This is a genomic window from Haloarcula sp. CBA1131, from assembly GCF_008728975.1.
GTDB classification, from domain to species: Archaea; Halobacteriota; Halobacteria; order Halobacteriales; family Haloarculaceae; genus Haloarcula; species Haloarcula hispanica.
In genome coordinates this window covers 566,562-586,354 of record NZ_RPCY01000004.1, presented here as the reverse complement: position 1 = coordinate 586,354, position 19,793 = coordinate 566,562, and the positions used below count along the sequence as shown (strand labels likewise).

The 19,793-nt window shown below is 54.1% G+C and carries 19 protein-coding genes and 2 pseudogenes; 12 read left to right on the top strand and 9 right to left on the bottom strand.

From position 1 onward, the window contains the following. Nucleotides 1-559: 559 nt before the first annotated feature. From Har1131_RS20430 to Har1131_RS20405, 7 genes and pseudogenes are all read left to right on the top strand, one after another. Nucleotides 560-1,429 (top strand): ParA family protein, encoded by an 870-nt coding sequence (locus Har1131_RS20430; RefSeq protein WP_151148376.1) that lies wholly within the window; start codon nt 560-562, stop codon nt 1,427-1,429. Beyond that, nucleotides 1,426-1,806: a hypothetical protein gene (locus Har1131_RS20425; RefSeq protein WP_004966492.1), complete on the top strand. Its 381-nt coding sequence runs from the start codon at nt 1,426-1,428 to the stop codon at nt 1,804-1,806. The genes Har1131_RS20430 and Har1131_RS20425 overlap by 4 nt, the downstream gene beginning before the upstream one ends. Before the next feature lie 49 nt (nt 1,807-1,855). Continuing rightward, nucleotides 1,856-2,056: a hypothetical protein gene (locus Har1131_RS22030; protein WP_144443782.1), complete on the top strand. Its 201-nt coding sequence runs from the start codon at nt 1,856-1,858 to the stop codon at nt 2,054-2,056. Beyond that, on the top strand, nt 2,053-2,292 hold the full coding sequence (locus Har1131_RS20420) for a hypothetical protein (RefSeq protein WP_225308213.1): 240 nt from the start codon (nt 2,053-2,055) through the stop codon (nt 2,290-2,292). The genes Har1131_RS22030 and Har1131_RS20420 overlap by 4 nt, the downstream gene beginning before the upstream one ends. 57 nt (nt 2,293-2,349) lie before the next feature. Next, nucleotides 2,350-3,174, top strand: a complete 825-nt coding sequence (locus Har1131_RS20415) for a hypothetical protein (protein ID WP_151148372.1) — start codon at nt 2,350-2,352, stop codon at nt 3,172-3,174. A gap of 154 nt (nt 3,175-3,328) precedes the next feature. After that, a pseudogene (locus Har1131_RS20410) lies at nt 3,329-4,320 on the top strand (hypothetical protein). 192 nt (nt 4,321-4,512) lie between these two features. Then, on the top strand, nt 4,513-5,334 hold the full coding sequence (locus Har1131_RS20405) for an IS5 family transposase (RefSeq protein ID WP_151148370.1): 822 nt from the start codon (nt 4,513-4,515) through the stop codon (nt 5,332-5,334). 21 nt (nt 5,335-5,355) lie between these two features. On the opposite strand, the gene Har1131_RS20400 is transcribed toward Har1131_RS20405, so the two are convergent. Continuing rightward, nucleotides 5,356-5,559, bottom strand: coding sequence for a hypothetical protein (locus Har1131_RS20400; protein ID WP_151148368.1), 204 nt, complete (start codon nt 5,557-5,559; stop codon nt 5,356-5,358). Between the two features lie 350 nt (nt 5,560-5,909). Here Har1131_RS20400 and Har1131_RS20395 point away from each other — a divergent pair, with 350 nt between their 5' ends. Next, on the top strand, nt 5,910-6,392 hold the full coding sequence (locus tag Har1131_RS20395) for a hypothetical protein (RefSeq protein ID WP_151148366.1): 483 nt from the start codon (nt 5,910-5,912) through the stop codon (nt 6,390-6,392). A gap of 1,105 nt (nt 6,393-7,497) precedes the next feature. Here Har1131_RS20395 and Har1131_RS20385 read toward each other — a convergent pair. Together Har1131_RS20385 and Har1131_RS20380 are read right to left on the bottom strand one after the other, a co-directional pair. Then, nucleotides 7,498-8,772 carry an IS4 family transposase gene (locus Har1131_RS20385; RefSeq protein ID WP_151148364.1) on the bottom strand — a complete coding sequence of 425 codons (1,275 nt, stop codon included), beginning with the start codon at nt 8,770-8,772 and terminating at the stop codon, nt 7,498-7,500. A gap of 377 nt (nt 8,773-9,149) precedes the next feature. Next, nucleotides 9,150-10,826 (bottom strand): transposase, encoded by a 1,677-nt coding sequence (locus tag Har1131_RS20380; protein ID WP_151148362.1) that lies wholly within the window; start codon nt 10,824-10,826, stop codon nt 9,150-9,152. Between the two features lie 119 nt (nt 10,827-10,945). Here Har1131_RS20380 and Har1131_RS22855 point away from each other — a divergent pair. Continuing rightward, nucleotides 10,946-11,134 (top strand): annotated as a pseudogene (locus Har1131_RS22855) (hypothetical protein). Nucleotides 11,135-11,303: 169 nt separating this feature from the next. After that, complete coding sequence (locus tag Har1131_RS20375) at nt 11,304-12,476, top strand: Fic family protein (RefSeq protein WP_064287134.1); 1,173 nt, start codon at nt 11,304-11,306, stop codon at nt 12,474-12,476. Nucleotides 12,477-12,581: 105 nt separating this feature from the next. Here Har1131_RS20375 and Har1131_RS20370 read toward each other — a convergent pair whose 3' ends face one another. Beyond that, nucleotides 12,582-13,262 carry an IS6 family transposase gene (locus tag Har1131_RS20370; RefSeq protein ID WP_014030809.1) on the bottom strand — a complete coding sequence of 227 codons (681 nt, stop codon included), beginning with the start codon at nt 13,260-13,262 and terminating at the stop codon, nt 12,582-12,584. A gap of 172 nt (nt 13,263-13,434) precedes the next feature. Then, nucleotides 13,435-13,698 (bottom strand): hypothetical protein, encoded by a 264-nt coding sequence (locus Har1131_RS20365; protein WP_014030810.1) that lies wholly within the window; start codon nt 13,696-13,698, stop codon nt 13,435-13,437. Nucleotides 13,699-14,027: 329 nt separating this feature from the next. Here Har1131_RS20365 and Har1131_RS20360 point away from each other — a divergent pair, with 329 nt between their 5' ends. Beyond that, nucleotides 14,028-15,107, top strand: a complete 1,080-nt coding sequence (locus Har1131_RS20360) for a CNNM domain-containing protein (RefSeq protein ID WP_050007337.1) — start codon at nt 14,028-14,030, stop codon at nt 15,105-15,107. 86 nt (nt 15,108-15,193) lie between these two features. On the opposite strand, the gene Har1131_RS20355 is transcribed toward Har1131_RS20360, so the two are convergent. Further along, on the bottom strand, nt 15,194-16,048 hold the full coding sequence (locus Har1131_RS20355) for a coenzyme F420-0:L-glutamate ligase (protein ID WP_225308212.1): 855 nt from the start codon (nt 16,046-16,048) through the stop codon (nt 15,194-15,196). 187 nt (nt 16,049-16,235) lie between these two features. On the opposite strand from Har1131_RS20355, the gene Har1131_RS20350 reads away from it, so the two are divergent. Beyond that, nucleotides 16,236-16,523 (top strand): amphi-Trp domain-containing protein, encoded by a 288-nt coding sequence (locus tag Har1131_RS20350; RefSeq protein ID WP_008308543.1) that lies wholly within the window; start codon nt 16,236-16,238, stop codon nt 16,521-16,523. A gap of 115 nt (nt 16,524-16,638) precedes the next feature. Here Har1131_RS20350 and Har1131_RS20345 read toward each other — a convergent pair whose 3' ends face one another. The 3 genes from Har1131_RS20345 to Har1131_RS20335 form a co-directional block, all read right to left on the bottom strand. Next, complete coding sequence (locus tag Har1131_RS20345; protein WP_079980786.1) at nt 16,639-17,532, bottom strand: hypothetical protein; 894 nt, start codon at nt 17,530-17,532, stop codon at nt 16,639-16,641. Continuing rightward, the gene (locus Har1131_RS20340; RefSeq protein WP_014030815.1) at nt 17,529-17,981 is read right to left on the bottom strand and encodes a helix-turn-helix domain-containing protein; all 453 of its coding nucleotides are present in this window, start codon (nt 17,979-17,981) and stop codon (nt 17,529-17,531) included. Before Har1131_RS20340 ends, Har1131_RS20345 begins: the two co-directional genes overlap by 4 nt. A gap of 88 nt (nt 17,982-18,069) precedes the next feature. Continuing rightward, nucleotides 18,070-18,867 carry a hypothetical protein gene (locus Har1131_RS20335; RefSeq protein ID WP_050036593.1) on the bottom strand — a complete coding sequence of 266 codons (798 nt, stop codon included), beginning with the start codon at nt 18,865-18,867 and terminating at the stop codon, nt 18,070-18,072. Nucleotides 18,868-19,793 lie beyond the last annotated feature (926 nt).

The window sequence follows — 19,793 nt, the reverse complement described above, 5'->3', positions numbered from 1 at the left end:
TAAGCTAGGGGGCGAATATCTGCGTATCAAGTTGGCCCTTGTAGTGTGGGCATTTGTTACAGTTGCTGCTACCCTGATAGTGGAGATGTTCATCAAGAATGTATTTGATTTAGTTCTATCTCTGATAGTAGGAATTATATTCGCGTTCGTCACATACCGAGGAATTTAGATTTTCTTGACTTCCGATCTGACCTTCCCAAAGTGATCAACTTCATGATCGCACATTTATCCAGCTTGGTGACCTTCCGAACTGTTGAGAGGACTTCTTTGGTTTTCTCGTGAAGCGGTTCGAATGCTCTTGCACAGGTCGCGGCTGTGTGGGTCATCGTGACAGCTGATGACCCACACGCCACTCAGCCATTCATGGAAATTGACGGTTACAACAGTGCGTTCGTTCAGTTATCCGTCGAATCACACGCATTAGGAGCGTCATTCTGTACTACATATATGGGTCTTAGACAAGCATCTTAGATAACTGTCTTAGCTAACTGTCTTAGCTAAGACTCTTAGATTAGTTGTCTGACGAAGTTACTTATCTTAGAGGGACACAGAAGAACATATGCTGAGCTACACAGTGTACTCTGAAGCTGGGGGCGTCGGCAAGACATCGCTGACCGCGAACCTCGCCGTCGCACACGCCCGGGCCGGTCTCGATGTCCTGACCATCCCACTCGATCCACAGGATGGTGACCTCTCCAGACTGCTGGGCGTCGACGACGACCGCGCCGACAGTAGCGCCGACAACCTCGTCCGGCATATGGTAAACAGCCCCCGAGGACCGTTCGAGGATCTCATTTGTACCGCCGACGGCGTTGACGTGGTCCCAGAGCACAATATGCTTTCGGACCTCTCGGACCACCTATCCCGTGAGCAAGACAAAGCTGAGGATCTCGGCGACGCGTACAACATCTACGCGCAGTTGCAGCGTGTACTTCGTGGTGCCGGCGTTGCCGACAAGTACGACATCCTCATCTGTGACCCACCGGCAACTGAGTCGGACCACCTCTACAACGCAATCTACGCGACGCGGAATCTCGTCATCCCCGTCGAACCTTCCTGGAAGGGGCAGGCCAGTGTCGAGGGGCTTGCCGAGCTCGCTAGTAACTTCGCTGACCAGCTCAATATCGATGTCGGCGTCCTCGGCGCCGTCCCGAACGGTGTCAAAAACACGAGCGACCAGCGCGAGATGCTCGATGACATCGAGTTCGCCACGCCAGAGACAATCGGCGACAGGACATCGCTCATGGAAGGCTGCTGGAAGCAGCAGTGCTCTGCATTCCGATATGTCCAAGAGCATCGCGACCGCCGCCGCGACTACGAGGTCGAGACGCTTGCTCAGTTTGACCGTCTCGCCCGGTTCTTTGAGGCCGAAGCCGGCGTCGATGCACCGAGTCCGCCCGAGCCCGGCGCACTGGAGGAAACAGCATGACGGGCTTCAAGAGCGGTGCGAGTAATGACGACCCGCTCGGCAACGATGATGATAGCGACGGAGACGACAACGATACGCCGGCGATGACCGACGCGGAGATATCTATAGAGTCAGACACCGATGTCACGGAAGAGCCGTCTACGTCAAGCCTGCCGTGGATCTACGCGCGCAATGGAATTACCGATGGCCGCGCCCGGACCGTGCAGCTCCACCTGCAGCAATCGACTCTCGATAAGGAGCAAGCCGCGCTGCGAGACGTCGATATCACTGAATCAGTTAATAAAGCCGACCTCCGCGAAGCAGCGTATTTAGTGGGTCTTGCCAATTTAGACGCCGTCGCCGGCCAGTTACGGGAGTGGGGCTACGACGCAGAGTAACCAAGGGATATCTTGGAAAAATATACACCGGTCTCTCAGTTGCGGCAGTATGTACAGGACGATCAAAGCCGGCGCTGGCTTCGTGTTCGTTGGGACAATCGGCGTAATTGTCGAACAGACAATTTTGAGCACCAGTATCGAAGTTACCTCCGGACCGTTTTCAGGCGCAATCAGGGCCGTGGCGGCGCTGCCACAACTGAGTATCGTCGCCGGGTGTGCAGTTATACTGGCCTCTGTTTTGACAGATTGATTTATCAGAACCGGAAGCTCCTACTCTGGCAGCTCGCAGCAGACGGACGCTCGTTCTGTGGTATCCAGTTTATCGCTCGGGAGCGCGACTTGCAGGACGCTTCTATCGACGAGCAAGTCCAAGCCTTCGTCGACGATATGCTCTCTGACGGCGAGGTCCGGCCAGAGTACGACGCGATGGCGGACTGGGAAGCCCTGGAAGCGAACCACGGCGACACCGCCGACCAGTACCTCTAGATCGGACTCTGCCGCAGGGCGATTTTGTGTCGCCTCCATGGCTGGAGGCTTTCCAGTATGTTGCCGACAACCGAACCACCGTTTGACCCGATCTTCGTCGATGAACCGCTGCTTATCTCAAACTACAAAGAGACGATCATCAGCAAAGTCGGCTTGCCATTCTACGCCGACGTTGACCGCCCCGATGAAGCGCCCGCTGACGAGCGCGAGCGAACTATCGACCTCGCGGAGCGAATCCTGCGTGCCGGCGGCGTCCGAACCGGCTTCGGACACCACGAGGAAGTCCGAACCTCAATGGAGTCGTGGGCTCCCGATGCCGACGAGGAATGCGACGCTGACCCCGGCTACTGGCGGTCGTCAGTTCTCTTGATGGCTCCCCAAGAGATGAACTTCGGACAGCTGGACGGCGAGCCCGAGCAGAAGTACAAGAAGGCCAAGACCGTGCTTGCGTGGGCCGCCGACTGTATCGACAGCGACGTCCTTCAGGAGATCGAGCGGTCCCAAGCCGAGGACATCAAGCAAGCGTGGCGCGACGCCGCAGAAGCCGAGCTGACTCAGCGCGAAATCGAGCAGTTCGCCGAGGACCCGCCGGAAGCGCTCGATGGGTGGACGAGACTTGACGCCAACCACGACGCTGTCAAGGTCGCATACGTCGCTGACAACCACGGGACGCCATCGGTCGCGGCCGTCTTTGAAGACGCTGACAGCGAGTTGGAGGCGCTTGAGTTTACGCTGGAAGAGTGGCAAGAGAACGACGGCAATCCTCGTGAGGCCCGGCTGAACCGGTACTGCGTCACCACTGACGGCGACGGGGCCTACGCCCAACTTCGGTCGCATCTGCTGACATTCGAGGTCGAGCCGATGGAGCCACTCGAAGTGTAGGCCATTCCTGCGCTGAGCATGGTCACATCCCAGGTTCACCACACCGTGTTTCGAGTGTAAACACTACTGCTGTCTGGTGGTTTTTCACCGGAAATGGTGGTGTGTCTGCACGCGTGAGCAGTAGTCATTTGATGGTGGCAGTACTGGATCGAATATGTCGTTCAGTGTCAACTGGCACACGCTGTTGGAGGAGGCTGATGAACTCCCATCTGATGCAGTGCTGGTGACGCCACTCTCACATACGCCATTCCGGATCAGTGAGACACAGGAACACCGAATCATCGTCGACTACGTGGAAAAGGATGAGACACGACCACTCCAGCGCGAACAGTTCGAAACGCTGTTTCGGCGAGTGCATGACGAACCAAATCAGGAGTTCGCTCTTGACCGATTGCCACCCGACGCCGAACCCTTCGCTACGGTCTGGTCGCTCCATCCACGAATAGAGATTGATGAAGACGCCGGCATCATCCGACAGAGCGACCTCGAAACCACGACACAGATCGCTACGACCGGCGATGAGGATAAAGAAACCGAGCGCACTGAACCGGATCTGCAGGTGTACAGCGACGCACTTCTATTGACTGATGCGCTTGAGCGCCACGACGTCGACACGTTTGGCGATATCGAGACGGATACGCTGTGGACCTGTACACGATGTTGTCGGATGTCCAGCGCAGTGCCAACGACCTCCGGAAAGAGGTCGCTGACGTCATCCTGAGTCGGCTCCATCACGATCAGCCAGTCAGCGGGCAGTTTGGCTCCGTCCAGCGGACCGCACGCCGCCAACGCTCGCTCAAAGACGAGGAGACTGTGCTGAACGCACTGGAAGCCGCTGGGATTGACCGCGAGCGAGTAACGAGTGTTGATCGAGACAAGGTAGACGATGCTCTTGAGGTGACCGAGCTGTCAGAGGCGGATCTGTATGACATTGAGAGTACCGAGTACGTCCGCAAAGCCGATGTTGACGAGGAGACCAAAGAGACCCGGCTTCAGGGGCTGAAAGATCGCCTTGTCGCCAGCGATGCTGACGATGACGAAGTTCAGCAACTCCAAGACGAGATTGCGGAACTCGAAGACCGCATCGAGGAGTTGACCTCGTTTGACTCCGGGGCGTCCTATCACACGTCTTCAGCGACCGAATAAGCGCTCATCAGCTGCCTGCTTGTAGTAGTCTGTTGTCGCCTCAGGTGAGCAAATCACACTAGGTGTAGCTGTTCTATCGGTTTGAACTGTCAGCAACAAAAACTCAGGCTCAGACACACACACCAGATTTTGAGTAAGGAGGCTCTGTTGAAATCCTTAGAGAATTACAGGATTGAGCAGTAGTTTGATCGAATGCAGGCCCTCCCAAAGTCGCAGTTGCTCCGGTTTGTTGAGCAGGCGTATCACTTGGCTCAGCGAGCTGTCGCTCGGTACTCTTCGAAATTCTCGAAACGGCGGTACACACTTCATCAACACATCGTCCTCCTCTGTCTCAAGGTTCGGAAGAATACAACGTATCGAACGCTCCTTGACGAATTAATCGAGATGCCTCGGATTCGAAGCGCTATCGATCTTGAGGAACTCCCATCCCCCTCGACGTTGTGTAAGGCGTTCAATCGCCTCGATATGGCGGTTTGGCGCGTCCTGCTCAACCTCTCAGTCGCACTCCTTCCGACCAACGGTGTCGTCGGGATTGATGCCTCGGGGTTCGACCGGAGTCACGCCTCGAAACACTATACGAAGCGAGCAAAGCTGACGATTCAGCAGTTGAAAGTCACGCTTCTCGTAGACACGAGGTCGAACGCGATTCTCGACGTACACGTAACGACGACACGAAAACACGACTCGAAGATCGCGCCGTCGCTCATCAAGCGGAATACCGACGAAGTAGCGATTCTCCTCGGTGACAAGGGGTACGATGACCAGAAGATTCGTACATTAGCTCGTGAAGATGATGTTCGTCCGCTCATCAAGCATCGAGAATTTTCGCCGCTCCACAAGGCGTGGAACTCCCGGCTTGACGCTGACCTCTACGGGCAACGTAGTCAGAACGAGACGGTGAACTCTCGTCTCAAACGGAAATACGGCACATTCGTCCGCTCACGACGCTGGTGGAAGCAGTTCCGGGAACTCGCTATTGGCTGTCTCACCCACAACCTCGACAAGACACTCTGAACATTCTACAGAGCTGGCACACTAATCAGGCCGTCGAGATTGTACGACTGTTGCTACCCCTGAGATAACGAGAAGGAGGCTACCACCAATTGCAACCAAATTAACTGGTCTATTTTGTATCTCTGGCCCAAGTGGGTTCTGAAATGCACCAGTAATTCCGAGAAGAGCAAGACCGACTGCGCCAAGAATGAGAGTCCCAATCCCCCACTTGAGTTGGTCGTTCATACTCGGAAGAAGCTATCGGATAAATAAAAAACTGTGCCAGAGTCGGCGATTGGTTCGCAGTTCTACCCAACAACTGCTTTAGCGGGGAAGTGTCTATCCAATAGGACTTCAACAGAGCCGGTACTTCATGAATTAGGCCACGCATTGATCGACTATAGCAATGAACACAACTTAGGCTATCTCCAAGAACCATCTGGTGAATCCGAGAACTTCGCAACTCCATTGGCCGATCAGTATCAAGATGGTGAGTACAAATGTGGTAGTACACCAACTCAATATCAGGGCTCACACGACTTTATGTTTTATTCCGATTGTGCAGATGATCTAATGGAGCACACGGGGGTTCCATCATGAAAAACCCGATTTCTCGTCGGGAAGCACTTCGAAGTGGGGCTATTCTCTCAGTCACGGGATTTGCAGGGGCAGTTAATGCAGCCCCCAGTTCCGATAACGGTAGTCAGGGACGTAAAGAGCTTGAAGCTGAGTCTGAGACTCCGAAAACCGAGAACGATATTATACTTAAGAATCACAGTGCAGATACCACAACCCTTACTTTAGAATTTAGTCGTGGTGAGGATGGCTCTGGCAATACCGAATATAGCGTGGAGGAGCAGTTAACCTCCGGTCAGGATCCTAGCAGTGATAAATCTTGGAAAGCCGAAGAAACGAATATCCCTTTGAAGCGAGGAAGATACTTTGTTGAGGCATCAGATGATGATGGAAATTCGGATTCCATGTATCTCAAGTTAGCAGGTAAAGAAAATAGAGGTTACATCAAAATCACATGTAGGAAAAAATTTAATTCGCTACACGTTTGGATTACTGAATACTAGTGTATTCCTTCTGACTTTATAAAGGAAAATACCGATCGTTTTCCAATATACTTCTGCAAATTATTTTGGTATTTAGTAAATAAGCTTGTCTTAGTAAAGCCATAAGTATCCTAGTTAGTGTACTATAACAACTATTAATACCAATTTTCTTCTGATCAGACTAGTATACACAAAGTTTTTACATTTTTGGAGAGACAAAGCAATTATGAAGCGCCGAAAAATAATCACATCTTCGTTATCCGTAATATTCTTATCTGGATGTTCTAACGATTCGAACAATCAAAATACCCCGAACAGTACAACCACTGAATCTACCCCAAACAGTACAACCACTGAATCTACCTCTTCAACGGGAGATTGTTACCCACAGTTTTGCAGGGGAACGAAGCTTGTAGACGTGGTTGTAGACGCAGACTTTTCGGGTACAGTTGTAGTAGAAGCAGCATGTCGTGAGAGGGACTACAAACTTCAATCGGGTGACTCAATCACGATCACACGGGAGGTTGATGGCGAATCTTGCGATATTATAATATCTGCGAATAATCAGACAGTGTATAATCAGACTATTGCTGACTATGTATCTATTTCACTTCGAGTTGGCCCAGATGGCAACGTCTCTAGATCAGCAATTACAGAATTGTAACTATATAACGACTGTTAATATCTTGACCTTGAATTAGCCGGCTGGTTTATAAAATGTCCAGATATGCCACACCCCTCCGATTTTGTCCAAAAAGAAGGGTGTAGGAGAAGTGAAGGCAAACGGCGCTCGAACGCAACTTCAGACGACAGCCAGACTTCACGGAACCTATCAGGAAAACAGGATAGGGAACAGCGGAAGCGGTGGTGTGCTCAATCGATCGGTGCGTCGGCGTTCGCGAACTGGTCGGCCCCTCCTGCCCAACATCATCGATTGCTCTAGGGTCCTCAACATTGCGGATGTAGATGTCGAACTTCTCGCGCCACCGGGCGACCGCTTCTTCTTCACCGAGGAGCCATGGTTTGAGAGTAAATAAATCAAATTGTGATTTCATCAAGCGCGTTCAGGCGTGAGAAATACGCATCCAGAATGAACAATTAATCCAGCCACGGCATTCGTCTTTAGCTAAGACTCACACCTCGGTTGTGTAGCGGTAGCGAGCGTCTCTTGTAAGATCGGTCGTTGTTGGTGGATTTTCTGAGCATCCTCGATCAGCCGCTCCAGCAACGGCGGTGGCGAGTAGCCGAGGTACTCACTGAGTTCGTGGAGGATGAGCTGGGCGTGCGACCAGAAGGTCGCCGCCCAGCGTTCCGGCGGAAACACGATCTCATCGTCGGCCTGCTCGGTGACCAGATCCAACAACTCCCGGCTCACCAGCAGTGACAGCAACGCAGCGTATAGTAGAATTTTCACGACATCAGGGTTGTTCGTGTCGAATTCGTCCAGTTCGTACTGCGTTTTCAACTCACGGAACAACGTTTCTACCTCCCATCGACACCGATACAGCGTCGCTAGATCCGCCGGGAGAAACTCCTCTCGCGGCAGATTCGTGATGTAGAGATGGTAGTCGTCGGCGTCCTCGTTGCGGACGCCGACGACGCGAAACCGCTTCGTGTCCAGCGACCGTGTGCCGTTGTACGGCCCACGTTTGAACTCTGCCTCGACTTCTACGACGATATACTTCCGCGAGAGATCATCGACCACGTCGTGAATCTGCTTGCCCTCCAAGGGAATGGCGCGGCCGCGCCATTCCCGTAATTCCGTCGTTATCACCGGATTTGCGTTCTGCTTCAGCCGACTCACAAAGTAGCCGTCATTCTCATCAATCAACGCAAAGCGGCGGTACTTGAAGTACGCTCGATCAAACAGAACCAGTCGTCCTTGCAGCCACGATCCTGTCTTGAACAGCGCGCTGTCGTGCGTTTTCTCATCAGTCACATCGATCCGTTCAATCGTCTGGTCGGTGGCGTTGTGGAGCAGGTGGAGCTTCGCTCCAGCCTGCTCCTCGTGACGGGCTTGGAACTCATCAGAGAGGAACTCGTGCAACCGCAACACCGTTCCATCAGCGATCATCACGTCCCTGAATCGGTCGATATCAGCGTCAACAGCGTCTGGAACAGCGACCTCGTCGAGCACGGACTCGACGAGGTCGCGGAGATACTCTGCCAACGTCGGTGTCAACCGGTGATAGAAACCGCCAGAAGAGATCGGTTCGTCAGCTGTGGCGTTATAGTAGCGTCTGAACCCAGCGAGTGTTCGGCTCTCGCCTGCGGCGAAGCCGAACACGAGCGCCCACACGAGGACAGGAATCTGCAGTTTGCCATCCCGTTCGACCACGCCGAGTTCCTCGGCGTGCTCTTCGAGGAACTCAGATGGAAAAAGCGTAGTGAGCCGACGCATGATTCTCGGTGAGGAGGTGTCGTTGTGCACACTCGTCGCCTCCTCATTCCTCTCGAAAAGTAGCCCCGATAAGCCGTCGCTGTCACGTGGTTTGTCTCTTAGCTAAAGACGGATGTCCAGCCACGGTTCCCCTGGATCTAATTTCGTATGCATTGAGACGGCCAGTCTCAACTTCTGGCCTCAGTCTGGAAGTTGAGACTACAGGGGGTTTAGCGGGGCTATGATGCGTGGTTTCGGCTGGTTCAGTGATCGGGAACTGGCACAGACTGCTCTCCAAACACCTGATCTTGTTGCACTGCCACTCATTTTCGCGAATTTAGACGACTTCCGACAGCGTTGCCACTCAGACGCGGCGCTAACACGGAGAGAGCCCCTCACTATCCGATTCCCGTTTCCTTCTTCAACAGCGTCAGCGTATTGTCGGCTGTTACGATCGGCGAATGCTCGTATTCACCAGTCAATTCGACCTGTACCAGTAAATCGACTGCTCGCCAAATCGAGTACAACAGACACGCGAATGCGAAGTAGAAGAATCGGAGGCCAAAATCCTTCGATGTCGTGGCGGCCATGAAGCGCTTGATCGATTTATAACCGCTTTCAATCTCCCAGCGATACCCATACTCGGTAAGATAGGCGCTGCTGGTGTTTGTCATGAATACCGAGTATTGCCGGTGATCGTCGTGCTCAGAGTCTTCTTGCCGACGGTAGATCAGCGTCGTCTCGTGCCACTCGTTCTTCCCAAGATGGAGTTTCCGATCAGTCTCGTATCGGTCTTGACCCCGCTGGAGCAATCGCTTGGCCTGGGCTTTCTCACTGGTCTGCATCCGCTTCGGGACGACGTAGGAGAGCCCACGTTGGCTGAGCATCTCTAGAATATGCTGGCTATCGAACTCACGATCCATCAATACGTTATCGATGTGAACCAACTCCTCGGCAGAGTTGAGCAGGTCCTCGACAATCTCCTTGCGAGTCTCGCCTTTCCGAACCGGACGTGCGTCTAACACGATTGGGACGGCATTGCCGACTAACTGGACCGTAGCCCACTGATAGGCGTACTCATCGGTCTTCTCCTTGGTCCCAATAATCTCGTCTTCGTGCCCGGTTCTGTCGCCTGTGAACGGGTCGGCTTCCGTAATATCGATAGCAACAATCCCAGCTCGAAAGAACTCCTCTGTCTCTGCAACTTCATCGAGTAATCGATTTACGGCTCGTCGGTACATCTCCCGAATCTGTTCAATCGAGAGATCACGAATGTGCTCGCGATGGGCGTGACCCAGCGGTGTCCGGTCACGGGTCGACTCGTGAACAAAACTGCGAGCCCCCTCGTTAGCAGCCAACCGTTCCCGAAGTCCGAGATACGTTTGTAAGTCCCAGTACGCGTTCTCGTGGATTTCACAGCCATCACCGCGATTCAGTGAGAATGCTGGGAAAACGACGTGGCTGATGTGGTCCGTAATCGATGCTGCTTCGTCAAGAACGGTTTGATCGTCTGGGTCTGATTTGTTCGCTTCGTCATCGTGCGATGGAAAGCTACGTTCTGGCTCGCGCGGAACAGCAACGCCCGCGTTCTGAGCTTTGATTAGAATTGTCCGCGCAGCTGCCTCAATTGTCTCGCGAAGCTCTGTAGTGAATCGTTCGTGCCAGCTTCGCCATAGCGTCGACTGGTCTGGGACCGTCTCTATGTCTAGTTGTTCATGGAGTTCAGGATGGTGAGTGAGGTACGTGAGGAGTGCCGTCTCGTGGGCCCAGCCGTGAAGTTCTTTGAGTAGAAATAATCGGAACAGTTGAGCCATCTCGTACTGAATAGCTCCAGAATACCGGACATGTGGCCCAAACTCGACGTACGCTACTGGGTAGTGAGATACGAACTCGTCGACGGAGTGGTGAGCCTGGTGGTCGAACCATGTGGACGCAACGGTCCAGATGTCTTCTTTCAGGCCGGCGAGAGAACTCCGGTCGTAGAGTGAAGTCGAATCATATGCTGGCCACTCAGCGTATGACTGCTGTGCGATTCGTCGAAAGACACTGCGTTGAGAGTCGCAACTCGCAACCACTACGAGATGCTGGCCACGGCAGGCTCAAGAATCCGCTTACTGCTCAGTACAGGGAAGGTACGTAAACTCACTTTTTTGAAGTCCACAAGACAGATATTGCCTTGACCGGAAGTTCAGTTATGCCCCGTGACACCCTCGTTTCGTGGAAAACATTTGCTCTATTCCTCCTCTTCCCGCCTCTTGCCATCATCGCTATTGTATTGTTCCCTCTGACGCTACTCGTCCTATTCTGACTCTATAACAGGGGAAAGACCCAAGCAGTACGTGAGAGAACCACCTCCGAGCCGGGGTCATCTGTTGATAACTAAGCACCTTACTGAGCAGTTGTTTCACCTGCAAGATAGGGGGCGAAAGCTGTATATCAAATCTGTCTCCAGAAATCCCGAGTAGTGGTGACGGTGCAATCAACAGCCATACTATTTTGATTTGGTCCCGTAAATACCAATAGTGGCCAGCATATCTGTAGAAATACCACTGATGGAGCGAGATGACTTCGACGAGACGGCCCCTGACGAAATCATTCCCACGACAACGCCGAAAGGGACGTATTCGGCGTTCCGGCCTGACCCGCTTCCCCCCTCAACTGACACTGAACAGCTCATTACACCGCTGGCCGAGGCGACACAGGCACTTGGACGACTCCACGGTATCGGCCCACGTGTTGGCTCAAGAGAGATCCTGATCGAACCGTTCATTCGAAAAGAAGCCCTGGAATCCTCGCAAATCGAAGGAACACATGCTACCCTCTCGGATATCTACGCCTATGAGGCCGGACAGGAAGCTCTTATCGACGAAGACAGACAGCAGGGCACCCAGGAAGTCGTGAACTATCTACACGCCCTGACGCACAGATTGGATGCGATCACAGCTGGCGATCCAATTACCGTCGAATTGCTGTGCGAAATGCACAACCGGTTGCTTTCGGGTGTCCGTGGGGATGAGGCTGACCCAGGTGAACTTCGTACAACCCAGAATTTCATCGGCAGTACGCCATACATCCAAGACGCCAGGTACGTGCCGCCACCACCGAACGAAATCCCTGACCTTCTCGAAGACTTGCTCGAGTATGCGAACCAAGAGACGAATTTACATCCACTCCTCCGAATCGGATTGATTCACTACCAATTCGAGACGATTCATCCGTTTCTCGATGGGAACGGACGACTCGGGCGGCTATTGATCAGTCTCCTCCTACAACGTGACGGTCTTTTGCCCGAGCCGTATCTCTACCTGAGTTCGTATTTCAATGCACGACGTTCGGACTACGTCGATCACCTACTGGCAGTCAGTCAGCGGGGTGAGTGGGAAGAATGGTTGCTGTTCTTTCTACGTGGTGTGCAGTCACAGGCAGATGAAGCTCACCAGCGAGCGAACCTACTGGTCGACCTCCGAGAGGACTATCAACAGCGCTACCAGAGCGAGCGGTCTGAGAATATCCTCGAACTGGTCATGCGACTCTTCGAAGATCCGTACTTGGACGTGAACACAGCAGCCGACCGGTTGGATGTCGAATACAGCACAGCCAACCGACTGATTGGACAACTCGAAGATGACGGGATACTCGAAGAACTCACTGGAAAAGAGCGTAATCGGTTCTACCGTGCAAGCGAAGTCTTCGAGATTATTAACAAGCCAATCGACCAGCTCTAGATCATAGCCTAACAAGAGACGAGCCATATGCATTGAGATGGCCAATCTCAACTACTGGGGAGAGGGGGAAGTCACGTTTTCGGGATCTCAAGTTCTAGGCACTGTCTAGTTTTGGATGACCTCAGTTGGCGTTCGTCCGTCAAGTGCTTGGTTGGGTCGTTCGTGGTTGTAGTGGTGTCTGAAGCGTCGTAGCCACTGTTTCGCGCTGGATTGACTGCCCCTCCAGAAGAAATGAAAGCGGTCGATTCGCATGGTCACAGTCTGGAACCACTTTTCGATGTGGTTCCGGCTTCGGTAGTTGAGCCGACCGCTCAAATCGTGGCGTGAGAGGGCAGTCAGATAGCCGCCAGCATCGGCGAGAAACTCTGTATCGGCGACATCGTGTTTCTGAGTGAGTCGGTGCAGGAACGCCGCCGCGGGGTCGGTCCCGCGGCGGCTGAACACGTCGACCTCTAGCAACAGCTTCGAATCAACGTCGACGGCGGCGTACAGCCACTTCTTTTCGCCGTCAACCTCGATTTGTTTCTCGTCGACCGCTACCCGCGACGGCTCCGCCGTCGGCGGGTCGCTCTGTGCTTCCGATAGCGTGTGAACCCAGTTCCAGACCGCTCCGTGAGAGCGATCGACACCCAGCAAGTCTAAAATTGCGACTGTCTCCCTGATCGACAGCCCCGCCGTGTGGAGACGCACCCCAAACCGCCGGACTGGTGTCGGGGTGCGCTCGTTCTCCCAAACGTCTTGACTGTCCTCGTCTAACGTTTCTCTGAGGAGGTCTGCGAGCTTCATGGACAAAACTCACTAAGACCTCCTCGCTTCTCAAACTCGCTCAACTAGACAGTGCCTTTACGTGTACCATATGTGTATTTGTGACAATTAATTCTTTCCGAGAGTAGTTAACGCAAATAGATAGTCTGGTAGCTCATTCTATTGACTTAAGAGTCTAACAGACGCAAATCCGCTACTCCTCGGTGGCAGCCTCCCAGCCCTTATGAAAGTACACCAGCGCCATGTCGGAGTCAAAACACTGCCCGGATGGAACGTGCTGAAAGACGTTTTGTTCAGGAATTGGCTCAACCACACCCTCATTGAGTAGACTGGTGACCACCTCACAGCCTCGTGGCTCGTCGATCTCGACAGTATCGGGACGCTGCCGGTCGCGGTCCTGTGCGATCTGTTCGCGCTCGAAGCGCTCGTAGTCTGGAACTGTTTCAGTCGGGTCCATGAAGGAAATCCCTCACCCGACCGGGGAGACACAAAAGTAGCGTTAACCAACAGTCGGGAAGTATTGCGGTCGCTATTGGTTAAGACACCAGCGTGTCATAGAAACGTTCGCAAGACCGAGAGAAACTTCCTCGTCAAGCCGGTTGTCGAGGAAGTTAAGGAGTTGGTACTCGTGAATTTCACTGTCTGCTTGCTGCTGTTTGCTAGGCACATTCGCAGCAAGCAGACGTCTCAACTAACCGGCTTTGTGAGGTCCTAAATCTACATAGAGCGTCCGACTCCGGCGTGTCAACAATAGATTTAGATAATGCCCGGAGAAACCAGGATTTGATGGCTATCTCGCTGGTAACGTGGCTCCGTCTGTTCGGTGGTGTCGCCCTCCTTCTGGGAAACAGCTTTTTCGTCACGACCGAGTTCGCGATGACCCGCGTCAGGCAGTTCGAGGAGGCGGAGTTTCTCGGTAATGGACGTGGACTTGAACGCGCCTGGAACATGACCAAGCGGTTGGAGATATTTCTCACAGGCTGTCAGGTGGGGATCACCATCTGCAGTGTCGGCCTGGGAGTGGTCGCTGAACCGGCCGTCACAGCAGTCCTGGGACCGCTACTGGGTGCAGTTGGCGTCACCGGCGGCGGACACACGACACTGTCTGTCCTCCTCGCGTTGGTCGTTGTCAATCTCATGCACGTTATTGTCGGCGAGCAGGCACCGACGTATCTGGGGATCGAGCGTGCCAAGTTCGTCGCCAGGTACGGTTCGGGCCCGCTGTACGCCTGGACAAAGCTCATGTATCCGGTAATCATCTCGGCGGACTGGGTGGCGAAAACGTTGCTGGGCCTCTTCGGCGTTGAGATCTCCCGTTCGTGGACCGAATCGGAGGCCGAAAGCGATCTCGCAACTACTCGGGCCGAACTGCGTAGCGAAATGGGCGAGTCGCTCAGCCGACTCGATATCCCTGAAGAGCGACGGACTGAAGTTATCAACGCTCTCGACATCGGCGCGACGACGGTCAGTGAGATCATGGTTGACCGCAGTGACATCGTCGCGCTCTCGACGACTGACGACTTCGAGACGAACATGGACCGGATCGACGGAATGCCATACGTCCGCTTTCCGTTGATCGAAGGCTCACTGGACTCGTTCGTGGGTGTTGTCTACGCGCCGACGGTGCTGCACAACTACGAAGCGCTGGATTCGGGGACGACCACACTCGAAGAACTGGCAACCTCGCCGCTAACTGTCGCTGCTGAGACGACTATCAGTGACTTCATCGACCGGTGTCAGGACGAAAGTCAGGAACTCGCCCTCGTGGTTGCAGACGACGATGTCGTTGGTCTCCTCACCGCGACAGACGCCTTCGAGGCAATCACCGGTGAACTCGAAGACCCGATGGATCGCGCGGCCGAGTGACTGTCAGCACAGGCACATCATCGTCAATGTGTACCGAGAGTTCGATGACCTCTCCAGTATCCCGACTCTAGATTATAACGTCGTTATCAGAACCACTCGCGGGCCTTCAGGCGAGCCGTTAGCTGGACGCTCTTGCGGAGTCCGCGGCGGACGACACCGCCCGAATTCGGCACGCCCTCTCCGTCTTCGTACTCCAGTCCCCGGACGACCGTAACGGGGATCTGTTCGTCCGCCTGTCCGAACAGCAACGCCGACCCGGCGGTGAGTTCGTCTGCGACGAGGTCGACACCGCCGACCTTCGGCTCTCCATACAGGTCCGTCTGTCCGAAGTTGTTATCGATCGCCTCGATCCCTGAGCACCCGATCGCCAGATCCATCGAACCCGGGCCGGCAATTTCCGAGTCGGCCAAGACGACAGCCACATCTGCGCCAGTCTGTGCCTCGATTCCCTCGCGGAGGCGACGGGCACTCTCGTCTGGATCTTCAGGTAGTAGCGTCATCATCCCGTCCGGACTGTTTGACCAATCGACACCCGCGTTCGTACAGAGTCGACCGTTCCGCTCGGTCACGAGCATCGCTGGGACCTCAGCAAGTGCCTCCTGTGCCGCTTCGGGGTCTACGGCATGTTCCAACAGCACGTCTTCGCCGACCTCTGCGATCGGGATCGCACCGATGACCTCGCTTTCGTCGTAGATGACGGCCACTTCTCGCGGATCGATGCCGGTGATGTCTGCCACCCGGTGGTCGCGGTCAGTGACTTCGACCTCGTCGGCTTCAACGAGTCGGTTCTCGGCGAACGAGACGACCTTCGCGGTGACGACGACGATGTCACCGTCTGTCAGGGGATACTCTGCAGCCGCTGTCTCGACGATCCGGTCGACGAGGTCGTCGTTCGGTTCGACTTGCCCGATATTAAGTCCGTGGAACGTTAGTTCCGTCATCAGTTGAAGATCGGAAACAGCACACTTCAACGCTGAGACGATTGCATATCGCTGGGAATAGACGAGACGTTCTTCGAAACGTGTCCCACTCAGTGTACCGGCGGTATCGGGCAGTCGACGGAACGTAATCACGTCGCACCCACACGGCAGGCGGCTTTATTGGTGCAGGCTGTGTATCGATTCCTGTATGCCCGAAGAAGTCCTGTTCAAGTCAGAAAGTGATCAGAGCCGAGAAGAGATCGCATCGTACCTCCGGAAAGTCGCGGATAATCTCGACAGCGGAAACGCTATCAACCTGAAAGCAGGCTCCGAGTCCGTAACGCTGGATCCCCCTGCCCGACCGACCTTCGAGGTCAAAGCCGAACGTGAAGGGCCGGCAGACAATATGACGGAGCTAAGTGTCGAGTTCGAACTCGAATGGGACGAAAATGATGGCGAGGAGGGCGGCGGAAGTGGTCAGTTAGAAATCGAGTAATCACGCCAACACACGCTGGGAAGTCGATTCAGCGGAACCTATCTAAAACAAATGAAGTCGCTGTGCTGTCCGGTCTCTTTAACTCTTCCTCCTGTTTCTGTCTGGGGGACTGCGTTTACGATACAATCTCTTGGATGTAGAGGTGGGCGTACGCGCTCGCCCACACGATTGAAAGTAGGTCTCCAACGCTTGTAGAGAACACACGCAAAACAGGCGTCACCGAAGCGACGCCCGTCCCTATCTCGGGTAGATAGAGGTTGCTTACACTCCCGATAGCGATCACTGCGATGAGCACGAACTTCCGACGGTAGTTCGTCGTAATCTGCCAGCTAATCCGAAGTGATTTGAGAGGGCCATATTGGCCGATAACGCAGGCCTCCGGTGCGAACCAGAACTTGAACAGCAAGCCGAGAAACGGCACGGCAAAAACGAGCCCACCCACCGCCGCAACGACGGGAAAGCCAACTATATCTGCGGGGTTTCCCGGAATAGCGCCAGCAAGGAGGAGTAGTGGCAGAAACAGAAAGAACGGAACCGTCATTACAGAAAAAACGATAAGCAGTGTTACGCCAATCAACGCCGGTGTCCGGGTGATACTCCGATGGACTCCTTCGCGTATCGTTACAGAGTTATCAGTCAGTTCTCCGGCGACAATTGTTCCCACATAAGCTCGAATCAAGATTATGAACACAAACGCCGTGAGAGCATCGAATACGCCGATTACAGGCATCGGGAGCCCGTTGATGATGTCCGTCTCGAGAAGTCGGTTGGCCAAGATAGTCACACCCGCGAAGGCGATGATCGAGGGGTAGGAGCGAAACAGGCGAACGGACCAGACCAATGCATCAAGGACGGTCCGATTGGTGGTCGTCGTCTCGATGTTTCGGCATTCGAGACAACCACAGCCATCGATATCTTCCCGTGACTTGATCGTTGGTGCCACGTCACACTCGCTTGTGTCGTCACTGGTAGAAGCGCTTCGGACTGGGGGGTCGGTGTGTTCGCTCATTCGGCAGTGATGAACTGTGAGACGGATTCGCCGATAGCGAGTAAAACCGAGGGGGGACCAAGCAGCGAAGCGAACGATTTGAACGCACGTTTGAGACTCGGGCGGTCGTCCTCAGTGCCGAGAAAGAGGAGTGTCGGGTCCTCTGATACGACGTATACACTCATCTCACGGCCTTTCTCCGAATAGCAGGTGTCAGTCACTTCGATTACGCCGGCCGATTCGAGATTCTCCAAATGATAGTGAACGTTCTGCAGGCTCTGGCCGAGTTGCTCAGCGATCCGTGCCGGTGTCGCTGGCGTTTCGTTGAGCAGTTGGAAAATCTCGTACGCAGTCTCGGAGGACAACGCTTCGATTACCTCCCGTGTCGTGTCGTCATCGAGACTCAAGATAGCGGGGTTATCACTTCGTTCGACGGCGGCGTCAGTTTGTGTTGGAAGAAGTCGTGCCATGTGTGTGAGTAGCTGCTGTGGCTGGAGCACGGGATCTGACCCGGCTGGTTGCTGTTCGAAACTATCGGTTGTAATTGTTGGTCGGTGTTTATGTTGATTCCGGGACAGCAGTCAATCGCAAGTAATAGGCCGTGTAGACCGTATAAAAGTACGCGAAGCCGACTGAAGACAGAGCGATCCCGAGAGGGAGCAAGACGGTCATCGGAATCCCTATCTCAATCGGTAATACGTCAGCCGGTCCAGCGTCCGTCAGCGTCAACCGGACGAGATATTCGGGGATGAAGAAGGCGTTCAGCAGGACACTCCACGCCAGCGAGAATCCAACGACGCTTCTGAGATTTGAGCGGACGAGTGCAACACTTTTTCGGAACGCATCAGTAACACTCTCGTTCTCGATGACAATCGCAGTGTCGTAGAACTGCACGAACATAATGACAACGAGGATGGACAGCAGCCAGATGAGTATAGATCCGACGCCGGCGACGAAGGCAGCCATCTCGTTAATTGGGGCGAGTGCCATCGATCCGATACCGAGGATGAACCCGATAAATCCGAGTCCGACAGCGGTCCCGAGCACGATAAGTATGAACAACACAGTTGCGAGGAGAAGTGGGAAATAATGTGTTCGCCCTTCAATGAAAAACTGGGTGAACGACGCGTCTACTCCTTCGATTGCGGTCTGTGCGGTGCCGATGAAGCCACCGAGAACGAACGGGAACACAATGAGCCATACGAGAGAGACACCCGCTGACAGTAGTGGTGATTCGATCAGATGATCCACGTACTGGAGTTGACTTACGGCCCCGATGAGGAGCCCGGCAACGAACAGGATCGGGTTTTCTCGGAGGGCAGCGGATCCGTCTTTGAATGCGGAGACTGTCACCATTGTGTTCACGAATTACTGTCGTCGGGTATTAGGTCGAGCGTAGTATCAAAATCAGATTTGAGCATTTTGAACGGTAGTACAGGCGACGAGTACCGATCTCGCCAACGCTCGGTGGGGTAGTCATCGAGCCACCTTCTGGTGGCGGGACGGTGGAGCCTCTGCAGTTGTCGGATGGATAGACTGTAACTCTGAATCACAAGTATTTTTGATACCAAGCACGTACTGAATAGTTGGGTTCTGGTCCCCACTCCACTTCCCCCCTGAATCGTATCCGATTCACCGATCGGCCCGGATCCAGAACCCGTTGTCGTAGATGACGGCTTCCAATGGTGTGTAGCACGCCGCTCCCCCCAGCTGCACATCATCTCCCCAAGCCTTTGCTGCTTGGACCGTCGGAGTCGTGCAAGCGTGTCTCATTGAAGTTTATCGTTGAGTGAGTTGTGTAATCGGAAAATCGACAGACAGCGTGGGGGTGACACAAGCGTTTTCGTGGCCACTCGTATCAGGAGCAAGTGGGTTCCGTGCCCTGTCCAATTCCATTGGACTCACCCATCCCATCGATTGTTTCAGGGTAGAGCCCGTCGTCGAAGTAGACGACTTCGGATGGTGCGTTGCAGACCGCTTCTCCCACCCCTATCCACCATTCTGCTGGTGTACACAGCGGAGCCACGGGGTAGTGTGTACGTCCAAGTGCGTACGCCACTGGAAACATCGGTAGGGTGGTAGAGCTGGCCACTATTGTGAATGGGTTGATGCGTGGTATTTGCTACCGTGGTTCCACAAAGGCTATTTATGTGGCGTCTGTCACAACCGAGTGGGTTCTGGTCCCCGCTTCGAGCTCCCCTGACTGCTGGTCATCTGACTGGGTTTCCCGGGTCCAGAACCCAGCCGTGCCTCTGACATAGCAAAGTGGTGGGCGCTACGCA

Bases quoted from the DNA above. Each gene is read 5' to 3' on its own strand.
- Har1131_RS20340 (WP_014030815.1), bottom strand. From the start codon at position 17,981: ATGGCACGACTTCTTCCAACACAAACTGACGCCGCCGTCGAACGAAGT.
- Har1131_RS20345 (WP_079980786.1), bottom strand. From the start codon at position 17,532: ATGAGCGAACACACCGACCCCCCAGTCCGAAGCGCTTCTACCAGTGAC.
- Har1131_RS20400 (WP_151148368.1), bottom strand. From the start codon at position 5,559: ATGAACGACCAACTCAAGTGGGGGATTGGGACTCTCATTCTTGGCGCA.
- Har1131_RS20350 (WP_008308543.1), top strand. From the start codon at position 16,236: ATGCCCGAAGAAGTCCTGTTCAAGTCAGAAAGTGATCAGAGCCGAGAA.
- Har1131_RS20385 (WP_151148364.1), bottom strand. From the start codon at position 8,772: ATGCGTCGGCTCACTACGCTTTTTCCATCTGAGTTCCTCGAAGAGCAC.
- Har1131_RS20360 (WP_050007337.1), top strand. From the start codon at position 14,028: ATGGCTATCTCGCTGGTAACGTGGCTCCGTCTGTTCGGTGGTGTCGCC.
- Har1131_RS20395 (WP_151148366.1), top strand. From the start codon at position 5,910: ATGAAAAACCCGATTTCTCGTCGGGAAGCACTTCGAAGTGGGGCTATT.
- Har1131_RS20375 (WP_064287134.1), top strand. From the start codon at position 11,304: ATGGAGCGAGATGACTTCGACGAGACGGCCCCTGACGAAATCATTCCC.
- Har1131_RS22030 (WP_144443782.1), top strand. From the start codon at position 1,856: ATGTACAGGACGATCAAAGCCGGCGCTGGCTTCGTGTTCGTTGGGACA.
- Har1131_RS20430 (WP_151148376.1), top strand. From the start codon at position 560: ATGCTGAGCTACACAGTGTACTCTGAAGCTGGGGGCGTCGGCAAGACA.
- Har1131_RS20370 (WP_014030809.1), bottom strand. From the start codon at position 13,262: ATGAAGCTCGCAGACCTCCTCAGAGAAACGTTAGACGAGGACAGTCAA.
- Har1131_RS20425 (WP_004966492.1), top strand. From the start codon at position 1,426: ATGACGGGCTTCAAGAGCGGTGCGAGTAATGACGACCCGCTCGGCAAC.
- Har1131_RS20415 (WP_151148372.1), top strand. From the start codon at position 2,350: ATGTTGCCGACAACCGAACCACCGTTTGACCCGATCTTCGTCGATGAA.
- Har1131_RS20355 (WP_225308212.1), bottom strand. From the start codon at position 16,048: ATGACGGAACTAACGTTCCACGGACTTAATATCGGGCAAGTCGAACCG.
- Har1131_RS20365 (WP_014030810.1), bottom strand. From the start codon at position 13,698: ATGGACCCGACTGAAACAGTTCCAGACTACGAGCGCTTCGAGCGCGAA.
- Har1131_RS20335 (WP_050036593.1), bottom strand. From the start codon at position 18,867: ATGGTGACAGTCTCCGCATTCAAAGACGGATCCGCTGCCCTCCGAGAA.
- Har1131_RS20405 (WP_151148370.1), top strand. From the start codon at position 4,513: ATGCAGGCCCTCCCAAAGTCGCAGTTGCTCCGGTTTGTTGAGCAGGCG.